At 63.9% G+C, this 26,129-nt stretch carries 27 protein-coding genes; 25 read left to right on the forward strand and 2 right to left on the reverse strand.

Features of this window, described 5'->3' with window-relative positions; translation table 11 throughout:
* Positions 1-96 precede the first annotated feature (96 nt).
* The 23 genes from K3U96_RS00520 to K3U96_RS00630 are packed head-to-tail and all read left to right on the forward strand — an operon-like array spanning position 97 to position 21,633.
* Complete coding sequence (locus tag K3U96_RS00520) at positions 97-954, forward strand: LLM class F420-dependent oxidoreductase (RefSeq protein ID WP_220691724.1); 858 nt, start codon at positions 97-99, stop codon at positions 952-954.
* A 29-nt stretch (positions 955-983) separates the two neighbouring features.
* Positions 984-2,384, forward strand: coding sequence for an aldehyde dehydrogenase family protein (locus tag K3U96_RS00525; RefSeq protein ID WP_220691725.1), 1,401 nt, complete (start codon positions 984-986; stop codon positions 2,382-2,384).
* A gap of 17 nt (positions 2,385-2,401) precedes the next feature.
* On the forward strand, positions 2,402-3,553 hold the full coding sequence (locus K3U96_RS00530; RefSeq protein ID WP_220691726.1) for an FAS1-like dehydratase domain-containing protein: 1,152 nt from the start codon (positions 2,402-2,404) through the stop codon (positions 3,551-3,553).
* Positions 3,550-5,160 carry a class I adenylate-forming enzyme family protein gene (locus K3U96_RS00535; RefSeq protein WP_220691727.1) on the forward strand — a complete coding sequence of 537 codons (1,611 nt, stop codon included), beginning with the start codon at positions 3,550-3,552 and terminating at the stop codon, positions 5,158-5,160. The genes K3U96_RS00530 and K3U96_RS00535 overlap by 4 nt, the downstream gene beginning before the upstream one ends.
* Positions 5,160-6,341, forward strand: a complete 1,182-nt coding sequence (locus K3U96_RS00540; protein ID WP_069403359.1) for a cytochrome P450 — start codon at positions 5,160-5,162, stop codon at positions 6,339-6,341. The genes K3U96_RS00535 and K3U96_RS00540 overlap by 1 nt, the downstream gene beginning before the upstream one ends.
* On the forward strand, positions 6,338-7,903 hold the full coding sequence (locus K3U96_RS00545; RefSeq protein ID WP_220691728.1) for an aldehyde dehydrogenase family protein: 1,566 nt from the start codon (positions 6,338-6,340) through the stop codon (positions 7,901-7,903). Before K3U96_RS00540 ends, K3U96_RS00545 begins: the two co-directional genes overlap by 4 nt.
* Complete coding sequence (locus K3U96_RS00550; RefSeq protein WP_069403357.1) at positions 7,900-8,100, forward strand: ferredoxin; 201 nt, start codon at positions 7,900-7,902, stop codon at positions 8,098-8,100. Before K3U96_RS00545 ends, K3U96_RS00550 begins: the two co-directional genes overlap by 4 nt.
* Before the next feature lie 28 nt (positions 8,101-8,128).
* The gene (locus K3U96_RS00555; RefSeq protein ID WP_069403404.1) at positions 8,129-8,518 is read left to right on the forward strand and encodes an SCP2 sterol-binding domain-containing protein; all 390 of its coding nucleotides are present in this window, start codon (positions 8,129-8,131) and stop codon (positions 8,516-8,518) included.
* A gap of 22 nt (positions 8,519-8,540) precedes the next feature.
* A complete protein-coding gene (locus K3U96_RS00560; RefSeq protein WP_220693340.1) occupies positions 8,541-9,653 on the forward strand; it encodes an NDMA-dependent alcohol dehydrogenase in 1,113 nt (370 codons plus the stop codon).
* Positions 9,613-10,854 (forward strand): lipid-transfer protein, encoded by a 1,242-nt coding sequence (locus K3U96_RS00565; protein ID WP_084222886.1) that lies wholly within the window; start codon positions 9,613-9,615, stop codon positions 10,852-10,854. Before K3U96_RS00560 ends, K3U96_RS00565 begins: the two co-directional genes overlap by 41 nt.
* A complete protein-coding gene (locus K3U96_RS00570) occupies positions 10,854-11,795 on the forward strand; it encodes an ABC transporter permease (RefSeq protein WP_372514982.1) in 942 nt (313 codons plus the stop codon). The genes K3U96_RS00565 and K3U96_RS00570 overlap by 1 nt, the downstream gene beginning before the upstream one ends.
* Positions 11,796-11,830: 35 nt before the next feature.
* Complete coding sequence (locus tag K3U96_RS00575; RefSeq protein WP_069403402.1) at positions 11,831-12,643, forward strand: MlaE family ABC transporter permease; 813 nt, start codon at positions 11,831-11,833, stop codon at positions 12,641-12,643.
* Between the two features lie 10 nt (positions 12,644-12,653).
* Positions 12,654-13,739: an MlaD family protein gene (locus K3U96_RS00580; RefSeq protein ID WP_220691729.1), complete on the forward strand. Its 1,086-nt coding sequence runs from the start codon at positions 12,654-12,656 to the stop codon at positions 13,737-13,739.
* Complete coding sequence (locus tag K3U96_RS00585; protein WP_220691730.1) at positions 13,736-14,755, forward strand: MlaD family protein; 1,020 nt, start codon at positions 13,736-13,738, stop codon at positions 14,753-14,755. Before K3U96_RS00580 ends, K3U96_RS00585 begins: the two co-directional genes overlap by 4 nt.
* Positions 14,752-15,714, forward strand: coding sequence for an MlaD family protein (locus K3U96_RS00590; RefSeq protein WP_069403399.1), 963 nt, complete (start codon positions 14,752-14,754; stop codon positions 15,712-15,714). The genes K3U96_RS00585 and K3U96_RS00590 overlap by 4 nt, the downstream gene beginning before the upstream one ends.
* An 8-nt stretch (positions 15,715-15,722) precedes the next feature.
* Positions 15,723-16,829 carry an MlaD family protein gene (locus K3U96_RS00595; RefSeq protein WP_084222892.1) on the forward strand — a complete coding sequence of 369 codons (1,107 nt, stop codon included), beginning with the start codon at positions 15,723-15,725 and terminating at the stop codon, positions 16,827-16,829.
* Positions 16,826-17,821 carry an MlaD family protein gene (locus K3U96_RS00600; RefSeq protein WP_220691731.1) on the forward strand — a complete coding sequence of 332 codons (996 nt, stop codon included), beginning with the start codon at positions 16,826-16,828 and terminating at the stop codon, positions 17,819-17,821. The genes K3U96_RS00595 and K3U96_RS00600 overlap by 4 nt, the downstream gene beginning before the upstream one ends.
* Positions 17,818-18,774: an MlaD family protein gene (locus K3U96_RS00605; RefSeq protein ID WP_069403353.1), complete on the forward strand. Its 957-nt coding sequence runs from the start codon at positions 17,818-17,820 to the stop codon at positions 18,772-18,774. Before K3U96_RS00600 ends, K3U96_RS00605 begins: the two co-directional genes overlap by 4 nt.
* Before the next feature lie 24 nt (positions 18,775-18,798).
* Entirely contained in the window at positions 18,799-19,488 is a 690-nt protein-coding gene (locus tag K3U96_RS00610) for a hypothetical protein (RefSeq protein WP_372514981.1), read from the forward strand.
* An 11-nt stretch (positions 19,489-19,499) separates the two neighbouring features.
* Positions 19,500-20,153, forward strand: a complete 654-nt coding sequence (locus tag K3U96_RS00615) for a hypothetical protein (protein WP_230982320.1) — start codon at positions 19,500-19,502, stop codon at positions 20,151-20,153.
* Between the two features lie 55 nt (positions 20,154-20,208).
* Positions 20,209-20,634: a hypothetical protein gene (locus tag K3U96_RS00620; RefSeq protein WP_372514999.1), complete on the forward strand. Its 426-nt coding sequence runs from the start codon at positions 20,209-20,211 to the stop codon at positions 20,632-20,634.
* Positions 20,631-21,041, forward strand: coding sequence for a hypothetical protein (locus K3U96_RS26810; RefSeq protein ID WP_235848016.1), 411 nt, complete (start codon positions 20,631-20,633; stop codon positions 21,039-21,041). The genes K3U96_RS00620 and K3U96_RS26810 overlap by 4 nt, the downstream gene beginning before the upstream one ends.
* Positions 21,042-21,093: 52 nt before the next feature.
* The gene (locus tag K3U96_RS00630; RefSeq protein WP_275085719.1) at positions 21,094-21,633 is read left to right on the forward strand and encodes a hypothetical protein; all 540 of its coding nucleotides are present in this window, start codon (positions 21,094-21,096) and stop codon (positions 21,631-21,633) included.
* A 61-nt stretch (positions 21,634-21,694) separates the two neighbouring features.
* Here K3U96_RS00630 and K3U96_RS00635 read toward each other — a convergent pair whose 3' ends face one another.
* Entirely contained in the window at positions 21,695-22,045 is a 351-nt protein-coding gene (locus K3U96_RS00635; protein WP_069403350.1) for a 1-phosphofructokinase family hexose kinase, read from the reverse strand.
* Positions 22,046-22,224: 179 nt separating this feature from the next.
* Positions 22,225-23,493 (reverse strand): DUF8462 domain-containing protein, encoded by a 1,269-nt coding sequence (locus K3U96_RS00640; protein ID WP_220691735.1) that lies wholly within the window; start codon positions 23,491-23,493, stop codon positions 22,225-22,227.
* Positions 23,494-23,600: 107 nt separating this feature from the next.
* Between K3U96_RS00640 and K3U96_RS00645 the strand changes: the two genes are divergently transcribed.
* Entirely contained in the window at positions 23,601-24,452 is an 852-nt protein-coding gene (locus tag K3U96_RS00645) for an acyl-CoA thioesterase (RefSeq protein WP_220691736.1), read from the forward strand.
* 282 nt (positions 24,453-24,734) lie between these two features.
* A complete protein-coding gene (locus K3U96_RS00650; RefSeq protein WP_220691737.1) occupies positions 24,735-26,126 on the forward strand; it encodes an alanine/glycine:cation symporter family protein in 1,392 nt (463 codons plus the stop codon).
* The last annotated feature ends 3 nt before the right edge of the window (positions 26,127-26,129 follow it).

A 26,129-nucleotide genomic window follows, 5' to 3' on the forward strand; every position in this document is an offset into this window, starting at 1 on the left:
CTTTACTATCTACGGTCCACGACCGACGGCCATTCTGCGGCGGTCCGGGATGACCGAAAAGGAGACGCGATCACGGTGATGCGTGTTGGGTTGTTCATGTTCGCGACGTCCGAATCGGTGCACGTCGGCAAGCTGGCCAAACTGGCCGAAGATGCCGGTATCGAATCGATCTGGGTGCCCGAACATACCCACATCCCCGCCAGCCGCGATACCGCTCCCCCCTTGGGGCAGGCGGTTCCGAACAAGTACGGCAGGTTGTTCGATCCGCTGCTCGTGTTGACCGCCGCCGCGGTGTCGACTGACCGACTTCTGCTCGGAACGGCGGTGACCCTCACTGCTTGTCATCATCCGATCACTTTGGCCAAGCAGATCGCGACGGTCGACATGCTGTCGGGTGGTCGGCTGATGCTTGGCGTTGGCTCGGGATGGAACCGCGAAGAACTGGCCAACCATGGTGTCGCATTCGACAGCCGGTGGCGGCGCGCGCGTGAGCACCTCAACGCGATGAAGACGATATGGGAGCACGACGAAGCCAGCTTTCACGGCGAGTGGGTGCACTTTGACCGAATCTGGTCATGGCCCAAGCCTGTTCAGTTGCCACATCCACCGGTGCTTTACGGCACCATCCAGCCCTCGAAGCTGGTGATCCGCGAGGCCGACGGCTGGTTGCCGCTATCGCTGGCGCACCCCGGTCAGCTGCGTGAGCGGATGGTCACGCTGAGACAGATGGCCGAAGACGCAGGACGGGATCCCGACGAACTCGACATCACGGTGATGTGTCTTGAACGGTCCGACCCCGACGTCCTTATCGAATATGCAGATGCGGGCGCGACACGAGTGGTGATCCGACCGCCCCTGGATTCGCTGGAGCGTTTCCGCGACTACTTGGCATCCTATGGGCAACTGCTTGCGCCGCGGACTCTCGCGACGATCGCCGACCCGGTGAACGGGTGACTTCAATGAGCGCCCGAACTGACCATTGCATGACTATCGGCGGTAAACCGGTCGAGTCCGCGGGCCGGTTCGACGTGTTCGATCCCGCAACCGCGCAGCCGATCGCCGTGGCGCCTGCGTGCACACCCGATCAACTCGACGATGCCATGGACGCGGCCGAGGTCGCGTTACCGGACTGGTCGGCAAACCTCGAAACGCGTCGCGAGTTGCTCGCTGAGGTGGCTGCGGCGCTGGAGGGCGCCGCGACCGACCTGGCTGTGGTGCTGACGGCCGAACAGGGCAAGCCGCTCAAGCAGGCGCGCTACGAGTTCACCGCGGCCGCGCAATGGTTTCGCTACTACGCGGAACTGGTGCAGAAGCCCGACGTCTTCGACGATGACGACACCGGCGCGGTGGAGGGCAACTACAAGCCGCTCGGTGTCGTCGCGGCAATCACCCCCTGGAATTTCCCCATTCTGCTGGCCAGCTGGAAACTGGCCCCTGCGTTGGCGGCCGGCAACACGGTGGTCCTCAAGCCGTCGCCGTTCACGCCGGTGGCCACCCTCGCGATGGGTGAACTACTGCGAGAGGTGTTGCCCCCGGGCGTACTCAACGTGATCAGCGGTGACGGTGCGCTCGGCGCACAGATGACCGCTCACCCAGCGGTCCGAAAGATCAGCTTCACCGGATCCGTTGCGACCGGCAAGAAAGTGGCGGCAGCGGCAGCCGCCGATCTCAAACACGCGACGCTCGAACTCGGTGGCAACGACGCAGCGATCGCTCTAGACGACGCGGACCCGGATGCGATCGCCGACAAACTGTTCTGGGGCGCGATGATGAACTGCGGTCAGGCGTGCTCGGCCATCAAGCGGCTCTACGTGCCGGCACGTCGGGTCGATGCGTACTTCGACGCGCTGGCCGACCGAGCCCGCACCGTGCGCGTCGGACCGGGCGCCGAACGCTCCTCGCAGCTGGGCCCCGTCAATAACGCTGCCCAACACCAGCGGGTGATCGACTTGGTGGCTGACGCCGTCGCCCACGGTGCGCGCACAGTGTCGGGCAACGCACCCGAAACCGGCTATTTCCAGCCGGTTACGGTGCTGGCGGGTGTCGGCGACGGGGTGCGCATCGTCGACGAGGAACAGTTCGGCCCCGCGTTGCCTGTGATCGGCTACACCGACGAAGAGCAAGCCCTGCAGTGCGCCAACAACACCTCGTTCGGATTGTCGGGTTCGGTGTGGAGCGCAGATCCCGAACGAGCGGAAACGCTGGCTCGGCGACTGGAGTGCGGCACAGCCTGGGTCAACCAGCACCTCGTCCTCGCCCCGCACATCCCGTTCGGTGGGGTCAAGCACAGCGGTGTCGGCGTGGAAAACGGCTCGCTCGGACTGCGTGAATTCACCCGGCTGCAAATCATCTGGCGTGCAGCGCCGGCGAATACACAGAAATAGGAAAGGAAGTAGAAAACTTGACGACGACGGATGAGAGCCTTGAAGCCGGCTCGTTCCCGCTGATCACCGATGAGACGCTGGGTGAGCTGAGGGCGCGGATCGGCCAACCCTTCGAGCGGCCGTACCCGCATGTCACAGAGGCCACCCGAGACTCGATCCGGCACTGGGCGTTGGGCATTGGTGACACCAATCCGCTCTGGCTCGAGCCCGACTACGCGGCGGACACCCGCTGGAAAGGGATCGTGGCGCCCGGCACCATGCTCTATGCGTTCGACCGGGTTGTCAGTGGTTATGTCACCGGAATGCCCGGCGTACACGCGATGTTCGCCGGCACAGACTGGAACTGGGCCCACCCCCTGCGACTTGGTGACACCGTCGAGGCATTTCCCATCCTCAAAGACCTACGCGACCTGGAGAGCAGGTTCTCCGGTCGCGCAGTCAAGCAGACATATGAGGTGCGATTCGTCAACCAGGACGGTCTGGAGATCTGTCGCGCCGACTCGTGGTGTATCCGCACCCAGCGTGAGATTGCCCGGCGTCGTGCCGATCGTAGCCACGTCGCGCCCTACCAGTGGAATACCGATGAGCTCGCCCGCATCGCCGAGCACTACGCGAACGAACGTCCGCGCGGCAAGGAGCCGCTGTACTGGGACGAGGTGCAGCCTGGTGACCCGCTTCCGGTCGTGCTGAAAGGGCCGAGCACCGTAACCGGGTTTGTGGCGTTCACCCAGGGTTGGGGCAGCCTGTACGTCAAGGCACATGGTGTGGCATTCGATATGTTCCGCGCTCATCCAGCCCTGGGCATCCTCAACCAGCAGGGTGTGCCCGAGCCACCCGAGCGGGTGCACTGGGATAACGACCTGGCGCAGCGTGTCGGTGTGCCGGCCGCCTACGACTACGGACCGGAGCGGGTGTCCTGGCTCGGACATCTGATGACGAATTGGATCGGTGACAACGGATTTCTGCGCCGGCTCAACGTGCAAGTGCGGCACCACAACATCATCGGCGACTTGACGACCTGCGAGGGCACCGTAACGCGCAAGTGGATCGACGGCGTTAGGCACCTGGTGGAAGTTGACGTCCGCGGGATCAACCAGAACGGCGAGACCACCGCCGCCGGCGTTGCCGTGGCAGAGCTACCCAGCAAGTCAGCGGAGCTCGACTTGTGAGCAGGCTGATCGTCGGAGAACTGCCCCGCGTCAACGCCGAGCGTGACGCGGGCGGGGTGGCCTACATCCACGACGACCGGGTATGGACGTGGGCCGAGATCGAGGGCCGGGTGAATGCGTTGGCGCACGCGCTGCGCGGTGACATCGGTCTGGACGAAGGCGAAGTGGTGGCCATTCTCGCCGAGAATCGGCCGGAGCATATGGAGCTGATGTTCGCAGCTTCACGGGCGAAAGTCGTTCACTCAGCGCTGAAAACCCGCTCCTCGATGAACGAGATGATGCGGCAGTTCGACGACGCCGCAGTTGCAGTTCTGCTGGTCGGACCCGGCTTCGAAGAACGCGCCACCAGCATCGCTGAACATCGGTCGGTGCAGCTGATCGGGCTGGATGGCGCCGGGGTCGGTGACCCCTACGACAAGCTGCTCACGGCGCAGCCGACCACGCCCGCGCCCTCGCACCAGGATGCCGAGGCCGTTTATTCCATCATGTACACCTCCGGCTCCACCGGGGAGCCCAAAGGCGTTCCCGTGAGCAGCCGCAACGAGTTCTACTACGCGTGGACGATCGCGTGGAGCATCGAATCCAATCCCCGTGACGTCATCATCAACGTGTTGCCGCTGGTGCACCGTGGTGGCCAGTACATCGTCATGTGCGCCGCGCTGCTGGGCCAACCGATGGTGCTCAGCTCGCCTGACCCCCAACAGATGCTGCAGGCGATCGCCAAGCACCGAGTGACCGTCGCAATCCTGGTTCCCACCGTCGCGCAACGGATGATCGACCTGGTGGAATCCGACCCGGACTCCTACGACGTGTCGTCGATGCGGCATTTCCTGGTCGGCTCCTCGGCGGTGTCACCCGCGCTTGCCACCCGGTTGCTGACACACACGCCGGCTCAGATCAGCCAGATCGGCGGCAGCAGCGAGGGCGCCGTCACACTCGCCCTGCTGGCGCACGACTACCGCAGCATCGTGGCCGAGCCCGGGTTGGCCCACCGGGCGTCATCGGTGGGCCGACCCGCACCCGGTGTGCGCGTCGCGATCGTCGATGAAAACGACGAATTCCTCGGAGACAACGAAGTTGGTGAGCTGGTCTACCAGGGCGACATGTTCATCCAGTCCTATTGGGGCAAACCGGACCTGAGCGCACACACCTGGCGCAACGGCTGGTTTCACTCCGGAGACCTGGGCTATCGCGATGCCCACGGTTACTACTACTACAAAGACCGGTTGTTCGGGCGGATCAAGACCGGTGCGGAGACCGTATTCTCCCGCGAGGTAGAGCAGGTGCTGGCCTGTCATCCCGCCGTTGCCGAAGTCGCCGTCGTGGGCGTTCCCGACGATCATTGGGGGGAGGCGGTCACCGCCGCTGTCGTGACCGTGCCGCCCGTCGAATCCGAAACCACCGGCGAGGAACTGGCCGGCGAGCTCGCCGGGCTCGTCCGAAACGAACTCGCGCGATTCAAGGTGCCGAAGACCATTGTGTTCACCGCGGCCCTGCCCAAGACATCGTTGCTCAAAGTGCCCTACGGCGAGCTCAAGCAGGCCCTGATCGACGGGTCGCTGCCCGCCGCCATCTCCATCGCAACCAGCTCGGACAGGAGACGCTGATGAAGGACTCCGAACTTGCGGAACTGTTGCCGCACTGGGACACCTATGAGCCGGAGCACGAAAAGGTCCGCCACGAGATCATGCGGTATGCCAGGCAGAACCAGCCCGTGGCATGGACCGACGCGCTCGGTGGAACGTGGTTGGTGACGCGATTCGAGGAGGTCCAGCAGGTCGCTCTGGACTGGGAGACGTTCTCCTCCCAGGACGCCATACCGTTCGGAATCCCGTTGCGCATCTGCCCCATCGACGCCGACCCGCCGTTGCAGACAGCGCTGCGACACATGCTCAACCCACTGTTCAGTCGCAGCTACCTGTACCGCTACGTCCCGATGATGAACAAGCTGGCCGCCGATCTGGTCGACGCCTGGGCGCACAAGGGATCCGTCGAGTTGGCCAACGAATTCGCCGCCCCCTACGTCGGCACCATCCTGATGAACATCGTCATGGGTGAGATGGCTCCCGAGCAGAGCGAACGCGTCACCAAGGCGGTCATCGGCTGTGCCCATGAGGGCACCCCGGAAAACTTCATGGCGCTGGTGGAGGCGTCGATGGAGCGGTTGGAGACCGCCAAGGCAGACCCGGACAACGCTTCACCGGTGCTCAGGGGAATCCTCGATTGCACGGTCGATGGACGTCCCCTCGACGAAGAAGAGCGTTTGGGCGTACTGAACATATTATTCCTGGGCGGCCTGGACACCACCCGTGCGGCGATCACCATGATCGCACTTCGCGTGGCCACCCAGCCCGGCATCGAACAGCGGCTACGTGATCCGCATTGGGTCCGTCAAGACCTTGACGAGTTTCTCCGAATCGACTCACCGGTCGCCACTTTCGGCCGCGTCGCCACCAAAGACACTCAGCTGGCGGGCGTGCAGATCAAGAAGGGGCAGCGGTTGCTGCTGCGCTACGACTCGGCCAACCGCGACGAGACACGCTTTCCTGAACCCGACACACTGATTTTCGACGACAAATCGCGTCGCCCTACGCATACGGCGTTCAGCCTGGGCATTCACCGCTGTGTCGGCTCCAACCTCGCCCGGTTGCAGATTCCCATCGCGTGGGAGAACATCTTGAGCCGGATCACCAACCTGCGCCTGGATGCCGACCCGCGCGACATCGTCTGGGAGCCAGGGCTGTCCAACGGTCCGAGCACCGTCCCGCTGACCTTCGAGACGTTATGAGCGCCCAGGCGACGGCTGCCACGCGAACGGAGGCACGGCACACACGCATAGAAGTGGTGTCGCCGGCGACCGGCCGCGTCGTCGGTGTCGTACCGGTGAACAGCCGGGAGGATGTCGCGGCGACCGCGGCCGAACTACGTGCGGCCCAGCCGGAATGGGAGGCGCGCGGTCCAGGCGGACGAAAAGTGGTGCTGCGGAGGTTCCTTGACTGGATCCTCGACAACGAACAAAGCCTTGTCGAGACCATTCAGGCGGAGTCGGGAAAGTCGTGGGGGGATGCGTCGCTGGAGATCATCATGGCGGTCGACACCATCAACTACTACGTCAAGAACGTGTCGAAGTTCATGGCCGACCGTACGGTCTCACCTGCCGGACTGGCCAACCTGACCAAGAAGCTGACCGTACAGTACCGACCGTATCCGTTAGTCGGCGTGATCACCCCGTGGAACGGTCCGCTGGCCGGCCCGATCATGGACGGGGTTGCTGCGCTGTTGGCAGGCGCCGCAGTGGCGTTCAAACCCTCGGAGGTCACACCGCTGACCTGGTCCGCCGCGGCCCGCGGATGGCGGGACATCGGTGCTCCAACGGTTTTGGCGTGTGTCAATGGCTACGGTGACGTCGGCCAGGCGGTGGTCGACGAGGTCGACATGGTGATGTTCACCGGTTCGACCGCCACCGGCCGGGCGATCGCCACCCGCGCCGGAGAGCGGCTGATTCCGTGCAGCCTCGAATTGGGCGGCAAGGACGCCATGATCGTGTGCGCCGACGCGAACCTTCCGCGAGCGGCGAAGGCCGCGGCATGGGGTGCGATGTTCAACTCAGGCCAGATCTGTGTTTCGGTGGAGCGAGCCTACGTCGTTGCCGATGTGTATGACAGGTTCGTTGATCTGGTCGCCAGCGAGGTCGGCGCCCTGCGACACGGAACCGATGCGCCGGGCAGCTTCTCATCGGATGTGGGCGCGATGGCCACCGCCGCGCAACTGGACACCGTCGAACGCCATGTCGCCGACGCCGTCGCCAAAGGGGCTCACGTGCTGATCGGAGGGCATCGCCGCGAGCCCGGCCTGTACTTCGAGCCGACTGTGCTCACCGACGTGGACCACTCGATGCTGTGCATGCGCGAAGAGACATTCGGTCCGACACTGCCGATCATGAAAGTCGACACCGAAGATCACGCCGTCGAGCTCGCCAACGACTGCGTGTACGGGCTGGGCTCCAGCATCTGGACACGTGATCATTCTCGTGCACATCGCCTTTCACGACGTATCGAGGCTGGCGCGGTGAACATCAACAATGCGCTGGCCACCACCTTTCAGATGACCACCCCGATGAGCGGATGGAAACAGTCGGGCCTGGGACAGCGGTTCGACGGCGCCGCGGGCATGTTGAAGTTCTGTCGCCCCAAGACCGTGCTGTCCGAACGCATCGAGCTCCCGTCGGAGCCACTGTGGTACCCGTACCGCCGCCGCGTCAGCACCTCGATAGCACGGCTGGTGCGGCTCACAGGCGCACACGACTGGCGGCGCCGTCTCACCACGCGCACGAAGGAAGGCTCAACGTGACCAAAGCCGTCAAAGCCTTCGTCGACAGCCGACATTGCCACGGGCACGGACGCTGCGAGATCATCGCGCCGCAAATCTTCGCCGTCGGCGACGACGGCATCAGCAGGGTGCTCGTCGGCGAGATCGCCCCTGCCCACCTCACCGACGCGCAGGAGGCAGTAGACAGCTGCCCCGAGCAGGCAATCACGCTGGAGTGACCACTAATTCGGATCAAGGAGGATGGCGATGACAGTAAAGTTCGGAACCCTGTCGTTCTACGAGGTGATGGCAGAGCAGCTCAACAACGATCTGGAGTGGAAGGACATCGGCAAGAACCTGTCCTACGCAATGGTTTACAACTACGAAGCGCCCTTGGAGGGTTCGTTCTACACGAAATTCGACAATGGTGAGGTTGTCGAGGTTCGCGAAGCATCGCCTGTGGACATCGAGAATGCAGACTTCGTCATCAGCGGCTCCAGCGACGTGTGGAAGGACTGCTTCACCGACGCCATCAACCCGACCGTGGCGATGACCCGCGGCAAACTGCGAGTCCGCGGCAAAATGACGCAGTTGCTGAAGAACATGGCCGCATTCCAGTACGTCATCACCGCGATGAAGCGCGTCGACTTCGAGTGACCGGGCGGATAACAACGTGAGCATCAAGTCCAGAGCCGCAGTGCTGTTCGAGTCGCCAGGAGAGTGGGACATCGTCGAAGTGGAGGTCGATGAACCGCGCGCAAACGAAGTGCTGGTGCGTTACGTCTCGGCGGGACTCTGCCACTCCGACGACCATGTCGCCAAAGGTGATGTTCCGTCGGCGCACTACCCGTACTGCGGCGGACACGAGGGCGCAGGAGTCATCGAGGCCATCGGCCCCGGCGTGACCGATCTCAAGGTGGGCGACCATGTGGTGGCCAGCTTCCTGCCGCCTTGCGGCCGGTGCAGATGGTGTGCGGGCGGGCAGCAAAACCTCTGCGACAACGGCGCGTTCATGATGCTCGGCACCCAACTCGACGGAACGTTTCGACTCCACCACGGTGGCCACGACGTGGCCCAGGCATCGTTGGTGTCCACTTTCTCCGAATACAGCATCATGCCCGAGGCCGCGGCGATCGTCATCGACGACGACATCCCGCTTGAGGTGGCGTGTCTGGTGGGCTGCGGGGTGCCGACGGGGTGGGGTTCAGCGGTCAACGCCGCCGCGGTGCGCCCCGGCGACATCGTCATCGTCATGGGCGTGGGCGGCGTGGGCATCAACGCCGTACAGGGTGCCAACCACGCGGGCGCTGCACGCATCATCGCCGTCGACCCTGTGCAGTTCAAACGCGACAGCGCTATGAAATTCGGTGCCACGGACGCGGTGGAGAACATCATCCAGGCCACTGAGTTGGCGCTGTCGCTGACCAACGGCCAAGGTGCCGACTCGGCCGTGGTGACCGTCGGAGTCGCCACCGGCGACCATGTCGGCCAGGCCTTTTCCGCGATCCGAAAAGGAGGCACGGTAGTACTGACGGCGGCGGCCAACATCGATGCCGACACCATGCCGGTCAACCTCCTCGAACTCACCATGTATCAAAAGCGAGTTCAAGGTGCTCTGTTCGGAATGTCCTCACCCACGCGTGATATCCCGAAGTTCCTGGACCTTTACCGTCAGGGATATCTCGCACTGGACGAGCTGGTCAGCCAACGGTACCGGCTCGACGAAATCAACCAGGGCTATGCCGACATGCATGCCGGCACCAACTTGCGAGGTGTCATTGACTTCCGTTGAAGGCAGAAGAGCGTTCGTCGCCGGAGTCGGTATGACGAAGTTCGAAAAGCCTGGACACAGAGCTGATGTGGATTACACCGATATGGTGTGGGAAGCCGCCACCCACGCCCTCGCTGATGCCGGTGTCGAATACCGCGACGTCGAGCAAGCGTATGTGGGCTACATGTACGGCGATTCAACGTCTGGTCAACACGCGGTCTATCAGTTGGGGCTGACGGGGATACCCGTCGTGAACGTGAACAACAACTGCGCGACCGGTTCCACCGCGTTGTTTCTGGCCGCCCAGGCGGTTCGCGGCGGAATCGTGGACTGCGCCATCGCTGTCGGGTTCGAGAAGATGCAACCGGGGTCGCTGTACTCCATCTACTCCGACCGTGCGGACCCCATGGAAACGCATATGGCGGCGTTCGCACGAATTGCCCCACAAGCCGGACCGCCCGCACCGTATATGTTCGGCCTGGCCGCCCGTGAACACGAGCGACGCTACGGCACCACCATCGAACAGCTGGCCAAGGTGGCCGAGAAGAACCACCGCCACTCTGCGAACAATCCCTATGCACAGTTTCAGGACATCTACACCCTCGACGAGATACTGGCGTCGCGTGAAGTGTTTGCGCCGCTGACCAAGCTGCAATGCTCACCGACCTCGGACGGCTCGGCGGCTGCTGTCATTGTCAGCGAAGACTACGCCGAGCGTAACAACTTGGCCGATCGCGCTGTGGAGATCATCGGGCAGGCGATGGTGACCGACTTGGAGTCGACATTTGACGGCTCGGCGATCTCGCTGGTGGGAAGCGAGATGTCGCGGACCGCAGCAGAAGCGGTGTACAAGCAAAGTGGGCTGGGCCCAGATGATTTCCAAGTGATCGAACTGCACGACTGCTTCTCCACCAACGAACTGATCACCTACGAGGCACTCGGCCTGTGCGCCGCGGGCGACTCGGGGCGATTGGTAGACGACGGTGCTACCACCTACGGTGGCAAGTGGGTCGTCAACCCCTCCGGCGGGCTGATTTCCAAGGGGCATCCACTCGGAGCCACCGGGCTCGCGCAGTGTGCCGAACTGACGTGGCAGATCCGTGGTGAGGCCGGTGCTCGACAGGTTTCGAATGTAGGTGCCGGCCTCCAACACAACATCGGACTCGGTGGTGCTGTCGTCGTCACCGCGTACCGCTCGGCCCGCACCGGGGGTGACAACTGATGTCCACCGCGTTACCGGCCGCGCTGGAAGATGCGCCTGCACAAGACCCTCACGCGGACGGGACAGGCCGGCGCGCAATCGGGCCCGTGCGACCCGGCGACGCCGCGAGAAGGACGGCGATCACCCGGACAGGGCCGGCGAAGGCGCTATCGCGAGCAGTCGCCATACCGCTGCGTAGCGCAGAGACCACCGGGCGTGGTGTGATCATGGCAGCCACGGTGTTTCGATATGCGGTGACCGACACGCTGACCTTGCGGCTGCCGTTCGGCGAGCTCATCACCCAGGCGTGGATCCTGCTGAAGGTGACCGCACTGCCGGCGATCCTGATGGCAATACCGTTCGGCGCGATGGTGGCCGTCCAGATTTCAGGCCTGGTCAACGAGGTGGGGGCCAACTCACTGGTGGGTTCGGCCACCGGCGTGGCTGTTCTCAGGCAGGGCGCGCCGGTAACAGCCGGTCTGTTGATGGGTGGCGCAGCGGCCGCGGCCATCGCCTCGGACTTCGGGGCAAGGGCCATCCGCGAGGAACTCGACGCCCTGCGTTCGCTGGGCATCGATCCCGTGCGGCGACTTGTGGTGCCGCGGTTTCTGGCGTTGATGTTGATCACACCGATTCTGGTCATCGTCGTGCTGGCCATGGGGGTGGGCGCGGCCTTCGTCATTGCGACGGTGGTCAATGGGGTGACACCGGGCAGCTTCTGGCTGTCCTTCGGATCGTTCGCCAAGATGGTCGACCTGTGGTTCACCCTGGGTAAGGGCTTCTGTTTCGCCGCGATCGTCGCGGTCGTCTCCTCGCAGCGAGGCATGGAGGCCAAGGGCGGTCCGCGCGGCGTCGCCGATGCGGTGAACGCGTCGGTGGTGCTCAACGTCCTGCTGATCTTGGCGGTCAATCTGGCGATCACGCAATTGCAGTCGATGTTCTTCCCGATGGCGGTGGCGTAGTGGCCGCCCCGTCGACGCTGTTCGATTCGCGCCTGATGCTGGCGGCCCGGCTGAGTGAGCCGGTCCGGTCAGCTGGGCGGTGGGGAACGTTCATTGCGCAGACGGTGTGGCTACTGCCGGTCACCGTGCGTCGATACCGGCGCGAAACGCTTCGGGTGATGAATAACCTGGCATGGGGCCGCGGTTCGATCATCGTCGACGGAGGCGTTATCGCTCTGTTGGCCGCGCTGGGAGTCATCGTCGGCGGGATCGTCGCCATCGAGTCGTTCGCGACGCTGAACCTGATCGGACTCGGATCGCTGACGGGCATCATCGGCGGCTGGGGCAATGTCCGAGAAATGGCGCCGTTGGTCGCCGGGGTGGCGTTCGCATCTCAGGCCGGGTGCCGAATGACGGCCGAGATCGGTTCGATGCGCATCGCCGAGGAGATCGACGCGACCGAGGCGATGGGGCTGCGCGCGATCCCGTTCGTGGTCGGCACCCGCGTGATCGGTGGATTACTTTGTGTAATACCGGGGTTCATGCTGACACTGGCGGTCAGCTTCGTGACAGCCGATGTAATCGTCCGAGGCTTCTACGAGCAGCCGGGCGGCACATACCAACACTATTTCGTTCAGTTCCTCTCCCTGCAGGATATCGGGTTCTCACTGTTGAAAGCGGTCGTCTACTGCACCGCAGTTACGGTGATCCATTGCTACTATGGCTTTTTCGCGTCCGGGGGGCCGGTCGGCGTCGGTCAGGCCTCCGGCCGGGCCATCCGAGCCAGCCTGGTGACGATCATGATCTTGGATCTGAGCACCACCATCATGATGTGGGGCCTACGCCCCGAGTTCGTGTTCAAGGGATAGGGGCCGACACATGCTGTTCCGGACGTCGGCAGAAGCCGAGGCACGTCGACTGTTCATCATCGGCGTAGCGGTCATCGCGTGTTTCACGGCCGTCTGCGTGATCATCGTCGCAAAGCCCTTCGCACGCGCCGCCGACCGCGTCACCGTGGTGATGGACCTTCCGTATGTCGGACAGGGTGTGGAGCGGGGCACGCCGTTGACGATGTACGGCGTCGCGGTAGGGGAGGTCACGGAAGTGAAGAGCCTGCCGGGGGGCACGGTCCGACTCAACGCCTTCGTGGAGCCCGCTCCGGCAGCGGGTTTGACCGACACCTTGGGTGTGGACTTCCGTCCGGCCAACTACTTCGGTGTGACCGGTATCAACCTGGTTCCTGGCAACGGCGGCCGACAACTCCGCAATGGAGCCCAGATCACCACCGTGCCGCAAGGTAACTTCACCCTGCAGGCGTTGCTGTACCGGATGGGATCTATCACCGACACCGTGGTGACACCGCAACTCGTCGACGTGATCAGAAAGGCGACGCGGTACACCGATGGCCTCAACCCGCTGATCGAATCGATGCTGACCGCGGCGGATTCGATCGCCAAGGTCCAGACCGTGTCCACCGAACAACTACTCCGAAACGCAGCGGGGATCAGCGCGGCGTTCCCGGGATTCGTCGACGCCGCGACCAATGCCGGCTACGGCTTCAACCAGGGTTCGAGCGCGGTGAAGTTCAGGGTGTCGGGCCGCGAAGCCCTTCCAGGACAAGGAATAGTGGCGGTCCCCGGCGAGCGGGTCAGTGAAAAGTACTGGAAAGACCAGGCCATCCCCACCCTTGACGTGGTGGCCAACTCCCTGTTCGGTGCGATCGGAAAGCTGATGTCCTCGCACGCCAACGAACTGCTTCCGGCGGTGGACCTGGTCCAAACGCTCACCGATCCGGTACCCGGGTTGGTGACCCCGGCCGGTCTGGGCGACACGTTGGTGGAGCTACGCACCCGGTTCGAGAAGCTTTACGCCGGATCGGCCGAACAACGGGCACTTCAGGTACACATCGTGCTCGACCGGATTCCCGGCATCCAGGCGCCGGTCCATGCGATGGGAGGACCATGATCAAACCTCGTGCCGCCTTATGGCGATTCGTGTTGGCCAGCATCGTCGCCGCGCTGGTGTTCATCTTGACCGTGAACGTGCTTCGACAGCCCGTCGCCGCCGAAACGCGGTCGTATACCGCGGAGTTCACCGACGTATCCGGTCTGCACATCGACGCCGACGTACGCATCCGCGGGGTGCGAGTCGGAAAGGTCAAGCAAGTCAGGCTGGAGCACAAGGCAGGTCAGAACATCGCCTCAGTCGACTTCAGCCTCGACAGCCGCTACACCGTCGTCCCGCAGACCCGACTGGCGATCAAATACCAGGCGCTGACCGGGTTGAGGTACGTCGATGTGACCGATGCTTCCGAGTCCGATGACGGCCACGCGTCAAGCCAGCGGCCAATCACGTACCTCCCGTTGGCGATGACACAACCGTCGTTCGACATCACGTCGTTGTTCAACGGATTACAACCGGTCCTGGCCACGCTGAGCTCCGAAGACATCGACAGGTTCACCGAGAACGCCGCCACCTATCTGCAGGGCGACGGCGGTGGCCTCGGGCCGATGCTGGAAAGCATCCGGAAGTTGACCGAATTCACGTCCAACCGCCAGGAGGTGATCGCGACCCTGATGCAAAATCTCAACGCAATCGCAGGCACATTCGGCGGCCACGCCAAGGATTTCGTCCAGATACTCGAATGGATGAACCGGCCCATCGACGCAACCCTCACCGTGCTCGATGAGTTCCGAAAGTCCGAACTGTACGGTCCCGGGTTCACTTCCGCGGCCATGCGCCTGCTCGAAAATGCCGGCTTCACCCCGGGTGCAGCGGACATGGATGAAGGAATCGACCGGGCCATCAGCGCGCTCTACGAATACAGCGATGCGATCAAGCGTGTACCGGTCATCTGGGACAGCATTGATCCACCCGCCGAAGCCGGGGCCCCGGAACGGTGTTCGCGCGGTCCAGCCCAACTGCCCGCGTCGATGGATGTGCTACTGAACGGGCAGCGGGTGATCTTGTGCAATCGATGAAACCGTTGAGGCAGCCGATGTTCTGGGGTGTCACCGCGCTGATCATGGTGGCGGTGCTGGCGGTGACGGCCGCGGCCGTCTACGTTCGACCACCTGGGCATACCACGGTGGTGTTCTACACCGATGACGCCGCTTCGGTCCGCCAGGGCGACGACGTGCGGATGGCCGGGATCACCGTCGGCAAGGTCGACGGTATGTCGATCGAACCGGACAGGGTCAGGGTCAGCGCGAGCGTGAAAAGCGGCGCATTCGTCGGTGATCAGTCCCAGGTCGAGGTACGCATGCTCACGGTGGTCGGGGGATACTACGTCAACCTGATCTCCCTCGGTGATAAACCGCTGGGACAAGCCACTATTCCAATGGGTCGCGTGACGATGCCGTACAACTTGATGCGCACGCTGGCCGATACACCAAAGGTCACGGAGCGGGTCGACCCCAAGCCGATTCGCGAATCGCTGGACCAGATACAAGCCGGGCTGGTGGGCACCAACACCGACACCCTCAGCGCGGTTATCAATGCCGGCAATGCGCTGACCGAAACGATCGATCGCCAACGCGGGCAGATCTCCGAAATCCTCAACCTCTCCGACGAATACATCGAGGAACTGAGTAATTTCCGAGGAAAGCTCAAGGAGCTTGTCTCGAAGGTCTCGATCCTCGAACAGACACTCGTCATGTACGGCAAGGGATTCGCGGGCGCACTCAAGGGAATGGGTGATATCTCCGATGCGTTCCTGGTGCCCTACGGCAAGTTCTGGGTCAACCATCGTGAGGACTTCATCCAGAAAGTCCGCGAGTGGCAGGACCGTATCCGCAGATGGGTGGACAACAACAGCCGGATCGTGCCGCGATTGCGACGGATACGCGACAAGCTCGAACGTGTCCTTGACGCCCAGAATGCGCGTCCGGAGTTGCTCGCCACCGACTTGTGTATCCCGATTCCAGGAAGTCCGTGCTGATGACGAAAATGATCACCAGCCCCCGAGTGCGGCGCGCCAGTACTGCCGCACTGCTAGCTGTCACCCTCGCGGCGGGTGGTACCGGATGTGCACCCGAAGGCCGGCACGCCGCTTATTGCGCGTACCTCCCGGACACGGTGGGACTCTACGTTGGCAATCCGGTCACGCAGATGGGTTATCCCGTCGGGACAATCACGTCGATCCAGACGGGGCCTGCGCGCGTCCGTGTTGATTTCACGATGACCGAACAGCGGGAACTACCCGGTGACGTCAAGGCGATCATCCGATCGCCATCGATTCTGGCGGACCGTTCGATGGAATTGGTGGGCAATTACGCCGACGGGCCCAAGTTGGAACCGACGGGTTGTATCCCGTTGGAGCGGTCCATTTCGCCCAAGACACTGTCTGAAGTCATCGGATCAGCCGACACCTTTCTGAACGCGATCAATTCCGCAGGCTCGGACAACATCGCCGACAGCATCGGGGGACTGGATCGGTTGGTACACAACAACGGTGCCGCGGCCGGACAGCTGCTGACGTTGTCATCGACCCTGCTCGACAGCCCTGATCAAGCGGTCAGCGACCTCGGTTCGATCATCGAGAATACGGCCGAGCTGACCGACATGTTGACGGAAATGCGCGGGCCGTTAAAGGGGATCCTTCAGGACGCCGCGATCACCACCGGTGACGTGGTCACGGTGCTCGACGGCGGCGGACGGCTCAACGGCGCGGACGGGTACGGAACGCTCGGTCCCCTCATCGAATCGGTCGCAGTACTGGAAACCAGGCTGGGCGATGAAACACAGATCACATTGGATGCGGTCAGCACTGCGGTGCGCAAAGTCACCCCACACTCGAATGCGCTCGCCGCATTGTTCAACCCCGTGCCCTGGTGGATCAACTCGCTGGCGAACCACGTAAACACCAGGGAATTCGGCACGTTCAACATCGCCTACCGGCCGCCGCTTTACCGGGTACCGACCCACGACGGGCTACTGATGTGCGGTGTGATGAACGCCGCGACACCCGGTAGCTGCGCTGATGTCAACGGCCAGCCGTATGCCGTCGATGTCGCGCTTTTGCAGTACGTTCTGCAGGAAGCGAGCCGTCGATGAGCAAGCGGATGAGGTCGGTAGCCGGTGCGGCAGCGGTGGCCGCGCTGGTGTCGTCGTGTGCATCGATCACGGTGAATTCGCTACCGCAGCCGGGCGGCAACAACCGCGCCGGCTACGACGTCGTCATCGAATTCGCCAACGTGCTCACGTTGCCCGACAGGGCCAAAGTCGTCCAGGGCGGCACCACCGTCGGGGTCGTGACTCGAATCGATCTCAAGCGTGAACATGTCGATCTCACCGCACAGATCGACTCGGGGGTCGCCGTTCCGGCCAACGCCAGTGCCACCCTGCAGCAGTCCACCGTCCTCGGCGATACCTACGTCGCGATCGAGCGGCCCACGGCCGGTGACACCGCGCCGGCGCTGGCGGTCGGCGAACGAATTCCGTTGGCGCAGACAACGTCACCGCCTCAGCTTGAGGATACGTTGGCCAACCTCGCCAATTTTGTCGGCAGCGGCGCGATCCAGCGCGCCCAGGACGCGATCATCGGTATCAACAACGTGACGCCGTCAGCGCAGGGACAGCTGCGTGAACTGGTAAGCCGGGTCGCGGTCGATCTCGCCGATCTGTCGAACAACATCGACACAGTCGACACCTGGCTTCACGGGGTATCAGGGACGGCCGATGTGATGGTTCGCGACGGTTCGGTGTATGACTACTGGTTCTCCCCAGACGGCATGTTGGGCTGGGACCGGAATATGGAAACCGCGGCTTACGTCGGGACCGTGGTGCCGTCGGTCGGCAGCATCTACAGCGGTGGGTTCTGGCTTGTGCCGCTGCTCGAATCGCTCGGCGATGCCGTCGGAGCTGTGCAGCAAAGCAAATGGGATTACGAGGGCGAAGCACCCCACTGGCGCAAACTCTTCACCGAGTACTTCTTCCCGGTCGACAAGTACCCGGCGATAAACATCACCTCGATCGTCGGACCTGACGGCCGCGAAATGATCGACAATGTCGAAGACGTGCTTCGCATCCTGGGAGCAACGCCATGAGGACAGTCAAGAACATCGCATCGTTCGTCGCGTTCGCATTGCTCATCGCGGGCACTGGCACCTACATCGGGTCGTTCGGCCTTCACTCGTGGTCGTCCACCGATCGCATCAACCTGTCGATGGACGTCCCCGATGTCAAAGGCCTCGTCGTGGGATCGAGCGTGCTGTTGCGCGGTGCGGCCGTCGGCAAGGTGACAGATGTCTCGTCGTCGGCCAACCACGCCACCATCGACTTCTACGTCAATGCCGAACATCAGATCCCCGTTGACAGCGATGTGCGGCTGGACAACCTCTCCGCGCTCGGCGAGGCCTACATCGGCTTCATCCCGCGCACCGACGGGGCGCCGATGTTGAGGGACGGCCAGCGCATCGCAGCCGAATCGATCTCCGTACCGCCTTCGATATCGCAACTCGCCACCACCGTCGTCCGGATACTCAACCAAAGCGATCCCGACCAGCTCAAGCGGATCCTCGACGAAACCGACGCCGCACTACCCGACCCCGGACACGTGCTACCGAACCTGTCGCGAGCCAGCTCGCTCTTCCGAAACATGGTGTCGGGTATGGACGGAAAGGGCCAACAGGTTCTGGACAACTTCCAGACACTGCTGCGCAACGCGGACTGGGTCGGCCCCACCCTCGCCGAGACCACCCCGTCGCTACACGCCACGGGACCCGCCGCCTCCAAGCTGTGGATCGGCACGATGAATGTCATTGCCTGGAACAACCCCGAAAACATGAAGTTGTTCCAGAAGTTCCTGGACCGAATACAGGGCTTCCTCGACACCAGAGCACCGGATCTCAAGGTGCTCACACAGTCGCTGCTCCCGCAGTTCCAGGGAATCAGCGGTGCGCTGATGAATTTCGACAGCGCGCAGATCCTGTCCAACACATTGGCAGGAATACCCGAAGACGGCGCGATCACACTGCGCGTCACCGTCCCCGATCCCTAAATTACTGTGCCCGAGGAGGATTCGATGTCGCTAACCGACGCCACCAGCCAGATCGACGATCCGATTACCAGTGACGACATCTCGCCGGATGACCCATGCGCTGAACGATCGACCGACGAAACAGGTTTCGGTACCACCGAAGTAGCGCCAATGCCCGAGGACACCCAACATGATCGCCCGCCGAACGCCGCTCGTCGGGTGTCTTTGTCGGTGCGTACCTTGATCACCACCGCGGTGATTGTCGGGTTGGCGGCGACGGCAGGCATGATGGCCTGGCTCTACTTCGGCGCGCGAGCCCAACTGGATGCACAAGCGGCCCAGGCCGCTGCCACACAGCGGGCCGAGGAGGTCGCGATCGATTACGCGGTGAACGCCGCGGAGATGGATTACCAGGATTTCGCCGCGTGGAAAGTCAAACTGGTCGAAGGCACCTCCCCGGAATTGAAGGACAAGCTGAGCAAGGCAGCCGACTCCATGGAGCAGGTGCTGGCTCCGCTGCAATGGAAGTCGGAAGCGCGACCGTTGACCGCCGCGGTCCGGACGAACACCGGCGGCATCTATACCGTCGACGCGTTCGTCAGCGTACTGACCAAGACGATGCAGGCACCCGACGGTCTGCAGTCCACCGCGACCTACAGCATCACCATTGACAGCCGGAACAACTGGCGGATCACCGACGTCGGCGGAATCGACGCGGCACTCGGACGAAAATAGCGGTCGGTGCCATGAGAAATCGTGCCCAGCGCAGTCTGGCGATGACGGCCGCGGTATCCGCCGTATGCGGCATGGTCCTGCTCGGCGGGCCGGCGGCCGCCGAACCGTTCTTCCCTGACCCGGTTCCCCCTGATCCGGTCGAACCCTACGACCCGGTTGCGCACTTCGACCAGCCTCAGCGGCTACCTGCCGTGACGCCCGCTCCCAGTGACTGGCAACCGAAATTCCTTTTCCCGTTCGACGAGACGCGCCAGTTCGTCACCGACGCGGATATCAATGCACAGCGGGAGATGTGTCAGTGGTACAGCATTCAGTACAAGGACTTGAAGCGCCAGATCGCGGGGCTCAACAATCACATCGTGCGGAACAACGGCGACTGGAACATCGACGGGGTCGGCGAGCAGGCCGACATCGTGACCGCCAACCTCGACCAGGCGGTGGAATTTCTCACCCCACGCGTCGGGGCGCTCACCCGAAGCTATGACCGGGCGGGGGACATGTATTTCCCGCTGTATCAAGCCGACAGTTTCCACGGGTTGTGGCAGCAGATGTCCAACGTCAGCAATGGGATCAGGGCGCGCCAGCCGACCTGGTTCAGTGGCCCGTCGTATCACCTGATGCAGTTCTGGGGCAGCAAGATCCAACGGTCCCATGTCTGCCGTTGACCACCGTTGCAGAAAGGAGAAGCACGTGCGCAAAGCACGCACCGTTGCGGCGTTGGTGACGCTGATCGGCACCGGCGCGCTACCCGTATCGCAGGCCGCCGCAGATCCGGCTCCGACCGCCGCCGAGGCTGTGGCTGCCGCCCGCGGCGCCGGATGCGGGCCGTTGGGCTACGACCCGGTCGTCGAACGCGCGGCGGAGATAGTCAACCGCTCGACGATGGTTTATCTGAACCACACCGGGGAAAACATCCCGGCCGACGGACCGCACCCCACGGCGATCCTGAGCGATCTCGGCATCGACGCCGGTAAGGACCTGTCGCTTCATGGCGCCGGACAGGACGAGGTCAACGCCCTCAAAGGCCTGCTGATACAGGGCTACAAGGCGATACCCGACTGTTCCTACACGGATTTCGGCGCCAGCCATCTCTACGATGAACAGACAGGGTTTCATCTGATCACCGTCATCTTGGTGACGAAATGACCGTGGGCGCAAAGAATTTGCGGAAGGTCACCGCTCCCCGGATACTGGCCTGCGTGGCAGCTGTCAGCCTGCCAGTGTTGGTCCACCCCCCGACGGCCCACGCCGAGGACGTCGTCACATACGAGGTGGCGTCGGACACCGTCACCGTCGCCGATATCGAGTACCAGACCAGCACCGGCCGGATGTCTGCGGGATCCGTCGCACTTCCTTGGCGGATCGACACAGCGGTGCGCACCGTCGACGGCCCGCCTCCGCACGGTAGCCAGGTGCGCGCGGACTGGCGGCGCGATGCAGCGCCCCGACGGTGGGTGTCTGTGCGGGTCATTCACCGAGGAAAAGTGATCTGCCAAAACACCCTGGATATCGGTGGTGCTGCATGCTACGGAGCCGTCCGGCGTATTACCTAACTGCACAATAGCTTTCGGAAAGGAGCCAGTCGTGAGTCGTTGGTATGTCGCGATGGCGGGAGTGGCCGCCGTGGTCGGGGTTCTGGGCAGCCCGGCACTGGCCTCGGGCGAACCGGCGGCACCGGAGACGGTCGTGGATCCCTTCCCCGACATCCGGTACTACGACGAGTTGAATGCCGAACAGTTCGTCCTACCGGGTGGCGTGTGGTTCGTCGCCCCCACGGGACAGAATTGCGGCATCTGGGGGCTGGGCAACTTCGGCTGCGCCGGAGATATCCCGGGTGCGCCCGGCGGAAGCCACCACATCGGCTGGATTAACGGGGACCGCGCAGTGCACTACGACTGGTCGGTTGCGGTCAGATTCCCTCCGACACGGGCCAACCAACCCCTGCGCCCGTTTAGCAAGATCACCCACCAGGGAACCACCTGCGCCGCAACACCGGACGGCAGAACCTACTGCGAACGCGGCCCGATGCGATTCCTCATCGAGCCCACCAAGACCTGGCTATCCGCAGCGTGGACGGACCTGAGCTGGATGGAACGCGGACCAGCATCATGTAGCCCACCCAGTGGAGGTCCGTGCTACCGCTAAAGGCGGTCGCTGTCCGGCATGATGCCACGGTGACCTACCGTATCGCCGACATTGGCCGAGATCATCGCCACCCTCGAGGTGGAGCGCCGCGATGACCATCTCTTCGTCGCGACCCAACTCGACGCGAGACGACGAGGGTGCCTGCGCCGTCGTCACGCATGGCCTCCATGGCCTTGGTCAGGTCGGCTGCCTCTTCTGACTTCGACCGGCCGTTCTCGAGCAGCTCCTTGTGGCTGACCTTGATGAGGTCGGGTTTGCTGGCCAGCACTGCCTTGAGCCGTTCACCGGCGAGGTCGGCGGCCACCAGGCAACCGTTGGCGCCCAGATCGGTGCACAGCCGCCGGGTAAAGGTCGGCGCGGGTACCACCCGGTCGTCCTGCGGCCCGGACAGCAGCACCCGGCCGTGGGTCACGGCAGCCCGGCATCGCGGAGTCGCTGCCTGCCTCGTCGTCCGGTCCGGCAGCGTTGTCGTCGGACCTGTCCTGTCGGGACCCCGTGTCTGTCACGGGGAGGGGGGTACCCATCCCGGCGCGGTCGCACGCGGCGATCACGCGAAGGTGCGTCGTCGACGCGCTGACGTTGGTGTCGCACTCAGCGATCGGAGCGCAGTGCCGGCGTGGCTATGCCGCCGTTGTTTCGCATGGCTTCCAGGCTGAGAATGACGTCGTCTCCAGTGTCGCGGCGTGCCTGTTCATAGCGGGCTAACACAAACGGAGCCATCAGGGGCACGGTCAGGCAAAGTTGACCTCGTTTGGGCGCGAACACGTCACCTTCTTCGATGAGCGCCTGGCGTATCCACGAAAGTTCCTGGCTGGTCCGGCCGAGGATGCGTGCGAGCTGCGCGGTGGTCGCGCGCCCGCCGCACAAGGCAAGGGCGGCAAGGAACTCCATCTGCCGGTCGGGCATGCGATCCCAGCGGGGCCCGAGGCTGCGTTGCTCCAACTGAGCGGCCGCTCGTGGCAATGCCTTTTCCACGTCGGCGAGTTTGATGACGCTGGGACCCGGTGCGATGGTCCACGTCGCGTGCGCGAAGAGTTGCAGGTGCGCCGGATAGCCGTTACTGGCGGTCACGATGCGTTCGACCGCCTCGGGTTGCCAGCTGATGCCGATGCGACGCGCGGGTTCGACCACGGCGTACGCGGCATCCTCGGCCTTGAGGGTCAGCGGTAGCGGCTCCAACATGAACAGGCGATCCGGGTGGGTGACGCCGGCCTTCCGAAGCGCCTCCGGCGTGTGGGGAAGCCCCGTCCCGGTGAAGACGACGGCGGCTTCAGGGTGATCGACGTTGAGCCGGTGCAGTGTGGCGGCGAGCAGTGCAAGGTCGGCGGGCGAGGCAACCTGCAGCTCATCCAGCGTGATGAGCAGACCGCCATTGGGCCGGTCCCTGCGGACTTCGGCGGCGACCGTGAGCAACGCCTCGGCCAGCGTGCCGGCATCGGTAGCCGGCAATCGGCCCTCTTCTGGCGACCGGGTGGTGAACCCGGCGGAAAAACCTGCCGCGCCGACGCTGACGCCGGCGAGCCGATCGAAGGCCTTCTTTGCCCGCTGCCACGGACCCGCGCCTGCCTGCAGCTTGCCGGTTGCCCTGTGCAGTAACGAATCGACGAGTCCGGCTTGGCCGGCGACCGCCTGGAGGTTCACCACCTCGTAGCCGGTGCTGGAGGCCAGCATGCCGTAGGCCGTCACAGTGACCGTCTTTCCGACGCCACGGGGACCGGCCAAGATGATGTCCTGCGCCCGGACGCGGCCCTGGACCGACACGTCGTTGAGCATGAGCTCGAAGTCCTGCAGCAAGGCGTCGCGTCCGGCCAGGACACGTGGCGAATGGCCGGCGCCCGGCGTGTAGACGCTGCCCTCCATAACGAATGATCACCTAGATTCACCTATAGGTCAGTTTCTGTATAGGTGAGTATAGGTCAAAGGCTCACCGCGCCGGCACGCCAATTCGGCTGCGGCATGATGCCACGGTGACCTACCGTTCGCCGACATTGGCCGAGATCATCGCCACCCTCGAGGTGGAGCGCCGCGATGACCATCTCTTCGTCGCCACCCAACTCGACAACCCCGCCCACCACATCATCGGAGGCCATATCGCCGGGCAGGCGTTGATGGCGGCCAGCCGCACCGCGCCCGGGCGCGTCCCGCACAGCCTGCACGTCTACTACGTGCGCGCCGGCGATGCGCGCTACCCCGTCGAGCTGCGCGTCGACCCCGCGCGCGACGGCGGCACACTGTCGACGCGGCAAGTGACCGCCGTCCAAGATGGCGAGATCCTGCTCGAAGCGCTGGTGTCGCTGACCGAACCCGTCGAATCGCAGGACTACCAGGCTCCGATGCCCGAGGTGACCGATCCGGACCGACTGGCACCGGTACAGGAACAGTTGTCAAGTCACGCAGACGAATACGGCGGCCACTGGGTGCATCCGCAACCCTTCGAGCGGCGCTACGTCGACGCGCCGCCGCGCCTCGCGCTCGAGTTGCCGGAACCGTCGCCGCGGCTGCGGATGTGGTGGCGTCCCGCCGATCCGGTGCCGGCGGACGAGATCCTGCACAGTTGTCTGCTGACGTATCTGTCGGGCACCACGATGCTCGAGGCCGCGCTGGTGATGCGGCGCGCCACCCCGATCGGCACGTTCAACGCGCTGATCGACCACGCGCTGTGGTTTCACCGGCCGGTCGATTTGTCGGATTGGGTGCTGTCCGACCAGCACTCACCCAGCGGTGTCGCCGGTCGTGGGCTGACCACCTCCACGATGTACAACCGGACGGGCCAGCTGGTCTGTATCGCGACCCAGGAGCTCTATTTCGGCCGCCGGTGATTTGTGGAGCGGTAGCCGCGGTGAGCGCGGGTGCGGCTCCACAAGTCGCTAATCCTCTGGCGGCGGCGTCGAATACGCGGGCGCCGCGGGCGGCACTTCGTCCGGAGGTGAATCCTGCTGTTCAGCAGCGTCATTCGGGTCTGGTGAAGTCATCGGTTCTCTTCAGCGGTCGGTTTCGATACGGATGGGTTACCCGCATCAGCCGGTGCGAATCGCTGGATCGCCACATGCCGGTGCACTACCGTTTCACGGGTCTGACGTCTACGGGATTACGGCGGTGCGATGACGACTATCGACAACCTTCTTGGCGATGTCAGCAGCTTCATCTGGGGTCCCTGGCTGCTGATCCCCTTACTGCTGCTGACCGGCCTCTACCTCACCGTGTTGTTGCGCGGCATCCAGGTGCGAAGGTTCCGGTTGGCGTTCTGGCTGGCGTTCGTCAAACGCAAGGACCTGGGCGCCGAAGGCGACATCTCGCACTACCAGGCGCTGTCTACGGCCCTGGCGGCGACCGTCGGCGTCGGCAACATCGCCGGTGTCGCCACCGCGATCGCCCTCGGCGGCCCCGGCGCCGTGTTCTGGATGTGGTTCACCGGCATGGTCGGCATGGCGACCAAGTACAGCGAAGCCTTCCTCGGCGTGCGGTTTCGTCGCACCGACGCCGCAGGCGAGCAGTCCGGTGGGCCGATGCACTACCTGCGGCGCGGCATCAAGGGGCCGCTCGGCGTCTTTCTCGGCGGGTTCTTCGCGATCGCCGGCGCGCTGGCCGCGTTCGGAATCGGCAACATGACCCAGGCCAACACCGTCGCCGCCAACGTCGAAGAAGAGTGGGGCGTGTCCGCACCGATCACCGGCGCGGTCATCGTGGTGCTGGCTGCCGCGGTCATCCTGGGCGGCATCAAGAGCATCGGCCGAGTGACCAGCCTGTTCGTCCCGGTGATGATCGTCTTCTACATCGTCGGGGCGGCCGCCGTGCTGGCCTTCAACATCAGTGAGGTGCCCGCCGCGGTGGGCCTCATCTTCACCGACGCGTTCACCGGCACCTCGGCCACCGGAGGCTTCGCGGGAGCGGCCGTCGCCGCGGCGATCCGTTACGGCGTCGCGCGCGGCATCTTTTCCAACGAGTCGGGTCTGGGCACCGGCGGCATCGCGGCGGCCGCGGCCAAGACCACCCACCCGGTCCGGCAGGCGCTGGTGTCGATGACCCAGACGTTCATCGACACGCTGGTGGTGGTGAGCTTCACCGCGCTGACGATCGTCGTCACCGGGGTGTGGAAGGAGGCGGGCCCCGACGAGGCCGCCAGCTTCACCGCACGCGCGTTCGCCGAAGGCCTGCCCGGTGGCTGGGCCAGCATCATCGTCACGCTCAGCGTGATCTTCTTCGCGTTCTCGACCCTGCTCGGCTGGTCCTACTACGGCGAGCGGTGCGTGGAGTACCTGTTCGGGCGCAAGGCGGTGGTCCCGTACCGGATCCTGTTCATCATCGTGATCTACATCGGCTCCACCACGGCCCTGCAAACGGTGTGGACCTTCTCCGATGTGATGAACGGCCTGATGGCGCTGCCCAACCTCATCGGTCTGGTCATCCTGTCCCCGTTGGTGTACCGCGAGACCCGCGCCTATTTCCGCGGCGAGCACCACGCGGAAGACATGCGGATACGCAGCGGCGTATGAGAG

This window comes from Mycolicibacterium holsaticum DSM 44478 = JCM 12374 (genome assembly GCF_019645835.1).
GTDB lineage: Bacteria > Actinomycetota > Actinomycetes > Mycobacteriales > Mycobacteriaceae > Mycobacterium > Mycobacterium holsaticum.

Coding starts and splice junctions, on each gene's coding strand:
- K3U96_RS00565 (WP_084222886.1), top strand. CDS start 9,613: ATGCCGGCACCAACTTGCGAGGTGTCATTGACTTCCGTTGAAGGCAGA.
- K3U96_RS00525 (WP_220691725.1), top strand. CDS start 984: ATGACTATCGGCGGTAAACCGGTCGAGTCCGCGGGCCGGTTCGACGTG.
- K3U96_RS00595 (WP_084222892.1), top strand. CDS start 15,723: ATGATCACCAGCCCCCGAGTGCGGCGCGCCAGTACTGCCGCACTGCTA.
- K3U96_RS00615 (WP_230982320.1), top strand. CDS start 19,500: ATGAGAAATCGTGCCCAGCGCAGTCTGGCGATGACGGCCGCGGTATCC.
- K3U96_RS00605 (WP_069403353.1), top strand. CDS start 17,818: ATGAGGACAGTCAAGAACATCGCATCGTTCGTCGCGTTCGCATTGCTC.
- K3U96_RS00610 (WP_372514981.1), top strand. CDS start 18,799: ATGTCGCTAACCGACGCCACCAGCCAGATCGACGATCCGATTACCAGT.
- K3U96_RS26810 (WP_235848016.1), top strand. CDS start 20,631: ATGACCGTGGGCGCAAAGAATTTGCGGAAGGTCACCGCTCCCCGGATA.
- K3U96_RS00630 (WP_275085719.1), top strand. CDS start 21,094: ATGGCGGGAGTGGCCGCCGTGGTCGGGGTTCTGGGCAGCCCGGCACTG.
- K3U96_RS00590 (WP_069403399.1), top strand. CDS start 14,752: ATGAAACCGTTGAGGCAGCCGATGTTCTGGGGTGTCACCGCGCTGATC.
- K3U96_RS00650 (WP_220691737.1), top strand. CDS start 24,735: ATGACGACTATCGACAACCTTCTTGGCGATGTCAGCAGCTTCATCTGG.
- K3U96_RS00575 (WP_069403402.1), top strand. CDS start 11,831: ATGCTGGCGGCCCGGCTGAGTGAGCCGGTCCGGTCAGCTGGGCGGTGG.
- K3U96_RS00580 (WP_220691729.1), top strand. CDS start 12,654: ATGCTGTTCCGGACGTCGGCAGAAGCCGAGGCACGTCGACTGTTCATC.
- K3U96_RS00540 (WP_069403359.1), top strand. CDS start 5,160: ATGAAGGACTCCGAACTTGCGGAACTGTTGCCGCACTGGGACACCTAT.
- K3U96_RS00600 (WP_220691731.1), top strand. CDS start 16,826: ATGAGCAAGCGGATGAGGTCGGTAGCCGGTGCGGCAGCGGTGGCCGCG.
- K3U96_RS00545 (WP_220691728.1), top strand. CDS start 6,338: ATGAGCGCCCAGGCGACGGCTGCCACGCGAACGGAGGCACGGCACACA.
- K3U96_RS00585 (WP_220691730.1), top strand. CDS start 13,736: ATGATCAAACCTCGTGCCGCCTTATGGCGATTCGTGTTGGCCAGCATC.
- K3U96_RS00570 (WP_372514982.1), top strand. CDS start 10,854: ATGTCCACCGCGTTACCGGCCGCGCTGGAAGATGCGCCTGCACAAGAC.
- K3U96_RS00555 (WP_069403404.1), top strand. CDS start 8,129: ATGACAGTAAAGTTCGGAACCCTGTCGTTCTACGAGGTGATGGCAGAG.
- K3U96_RS00520 (WP_220691724.1), top strand. CDS start 97: ATGTTCGCGACGTCCGAATCGGTGCACGTCGGCAAGCTGGCCAAACTG.
- K3U96_RS00640 (WP_220691735.1), bottom strand. CDS start 23,493: ATGGAGGGCAGCGTCTACACGCCGGGCGCCGGCCATTCGCCACGTGTC.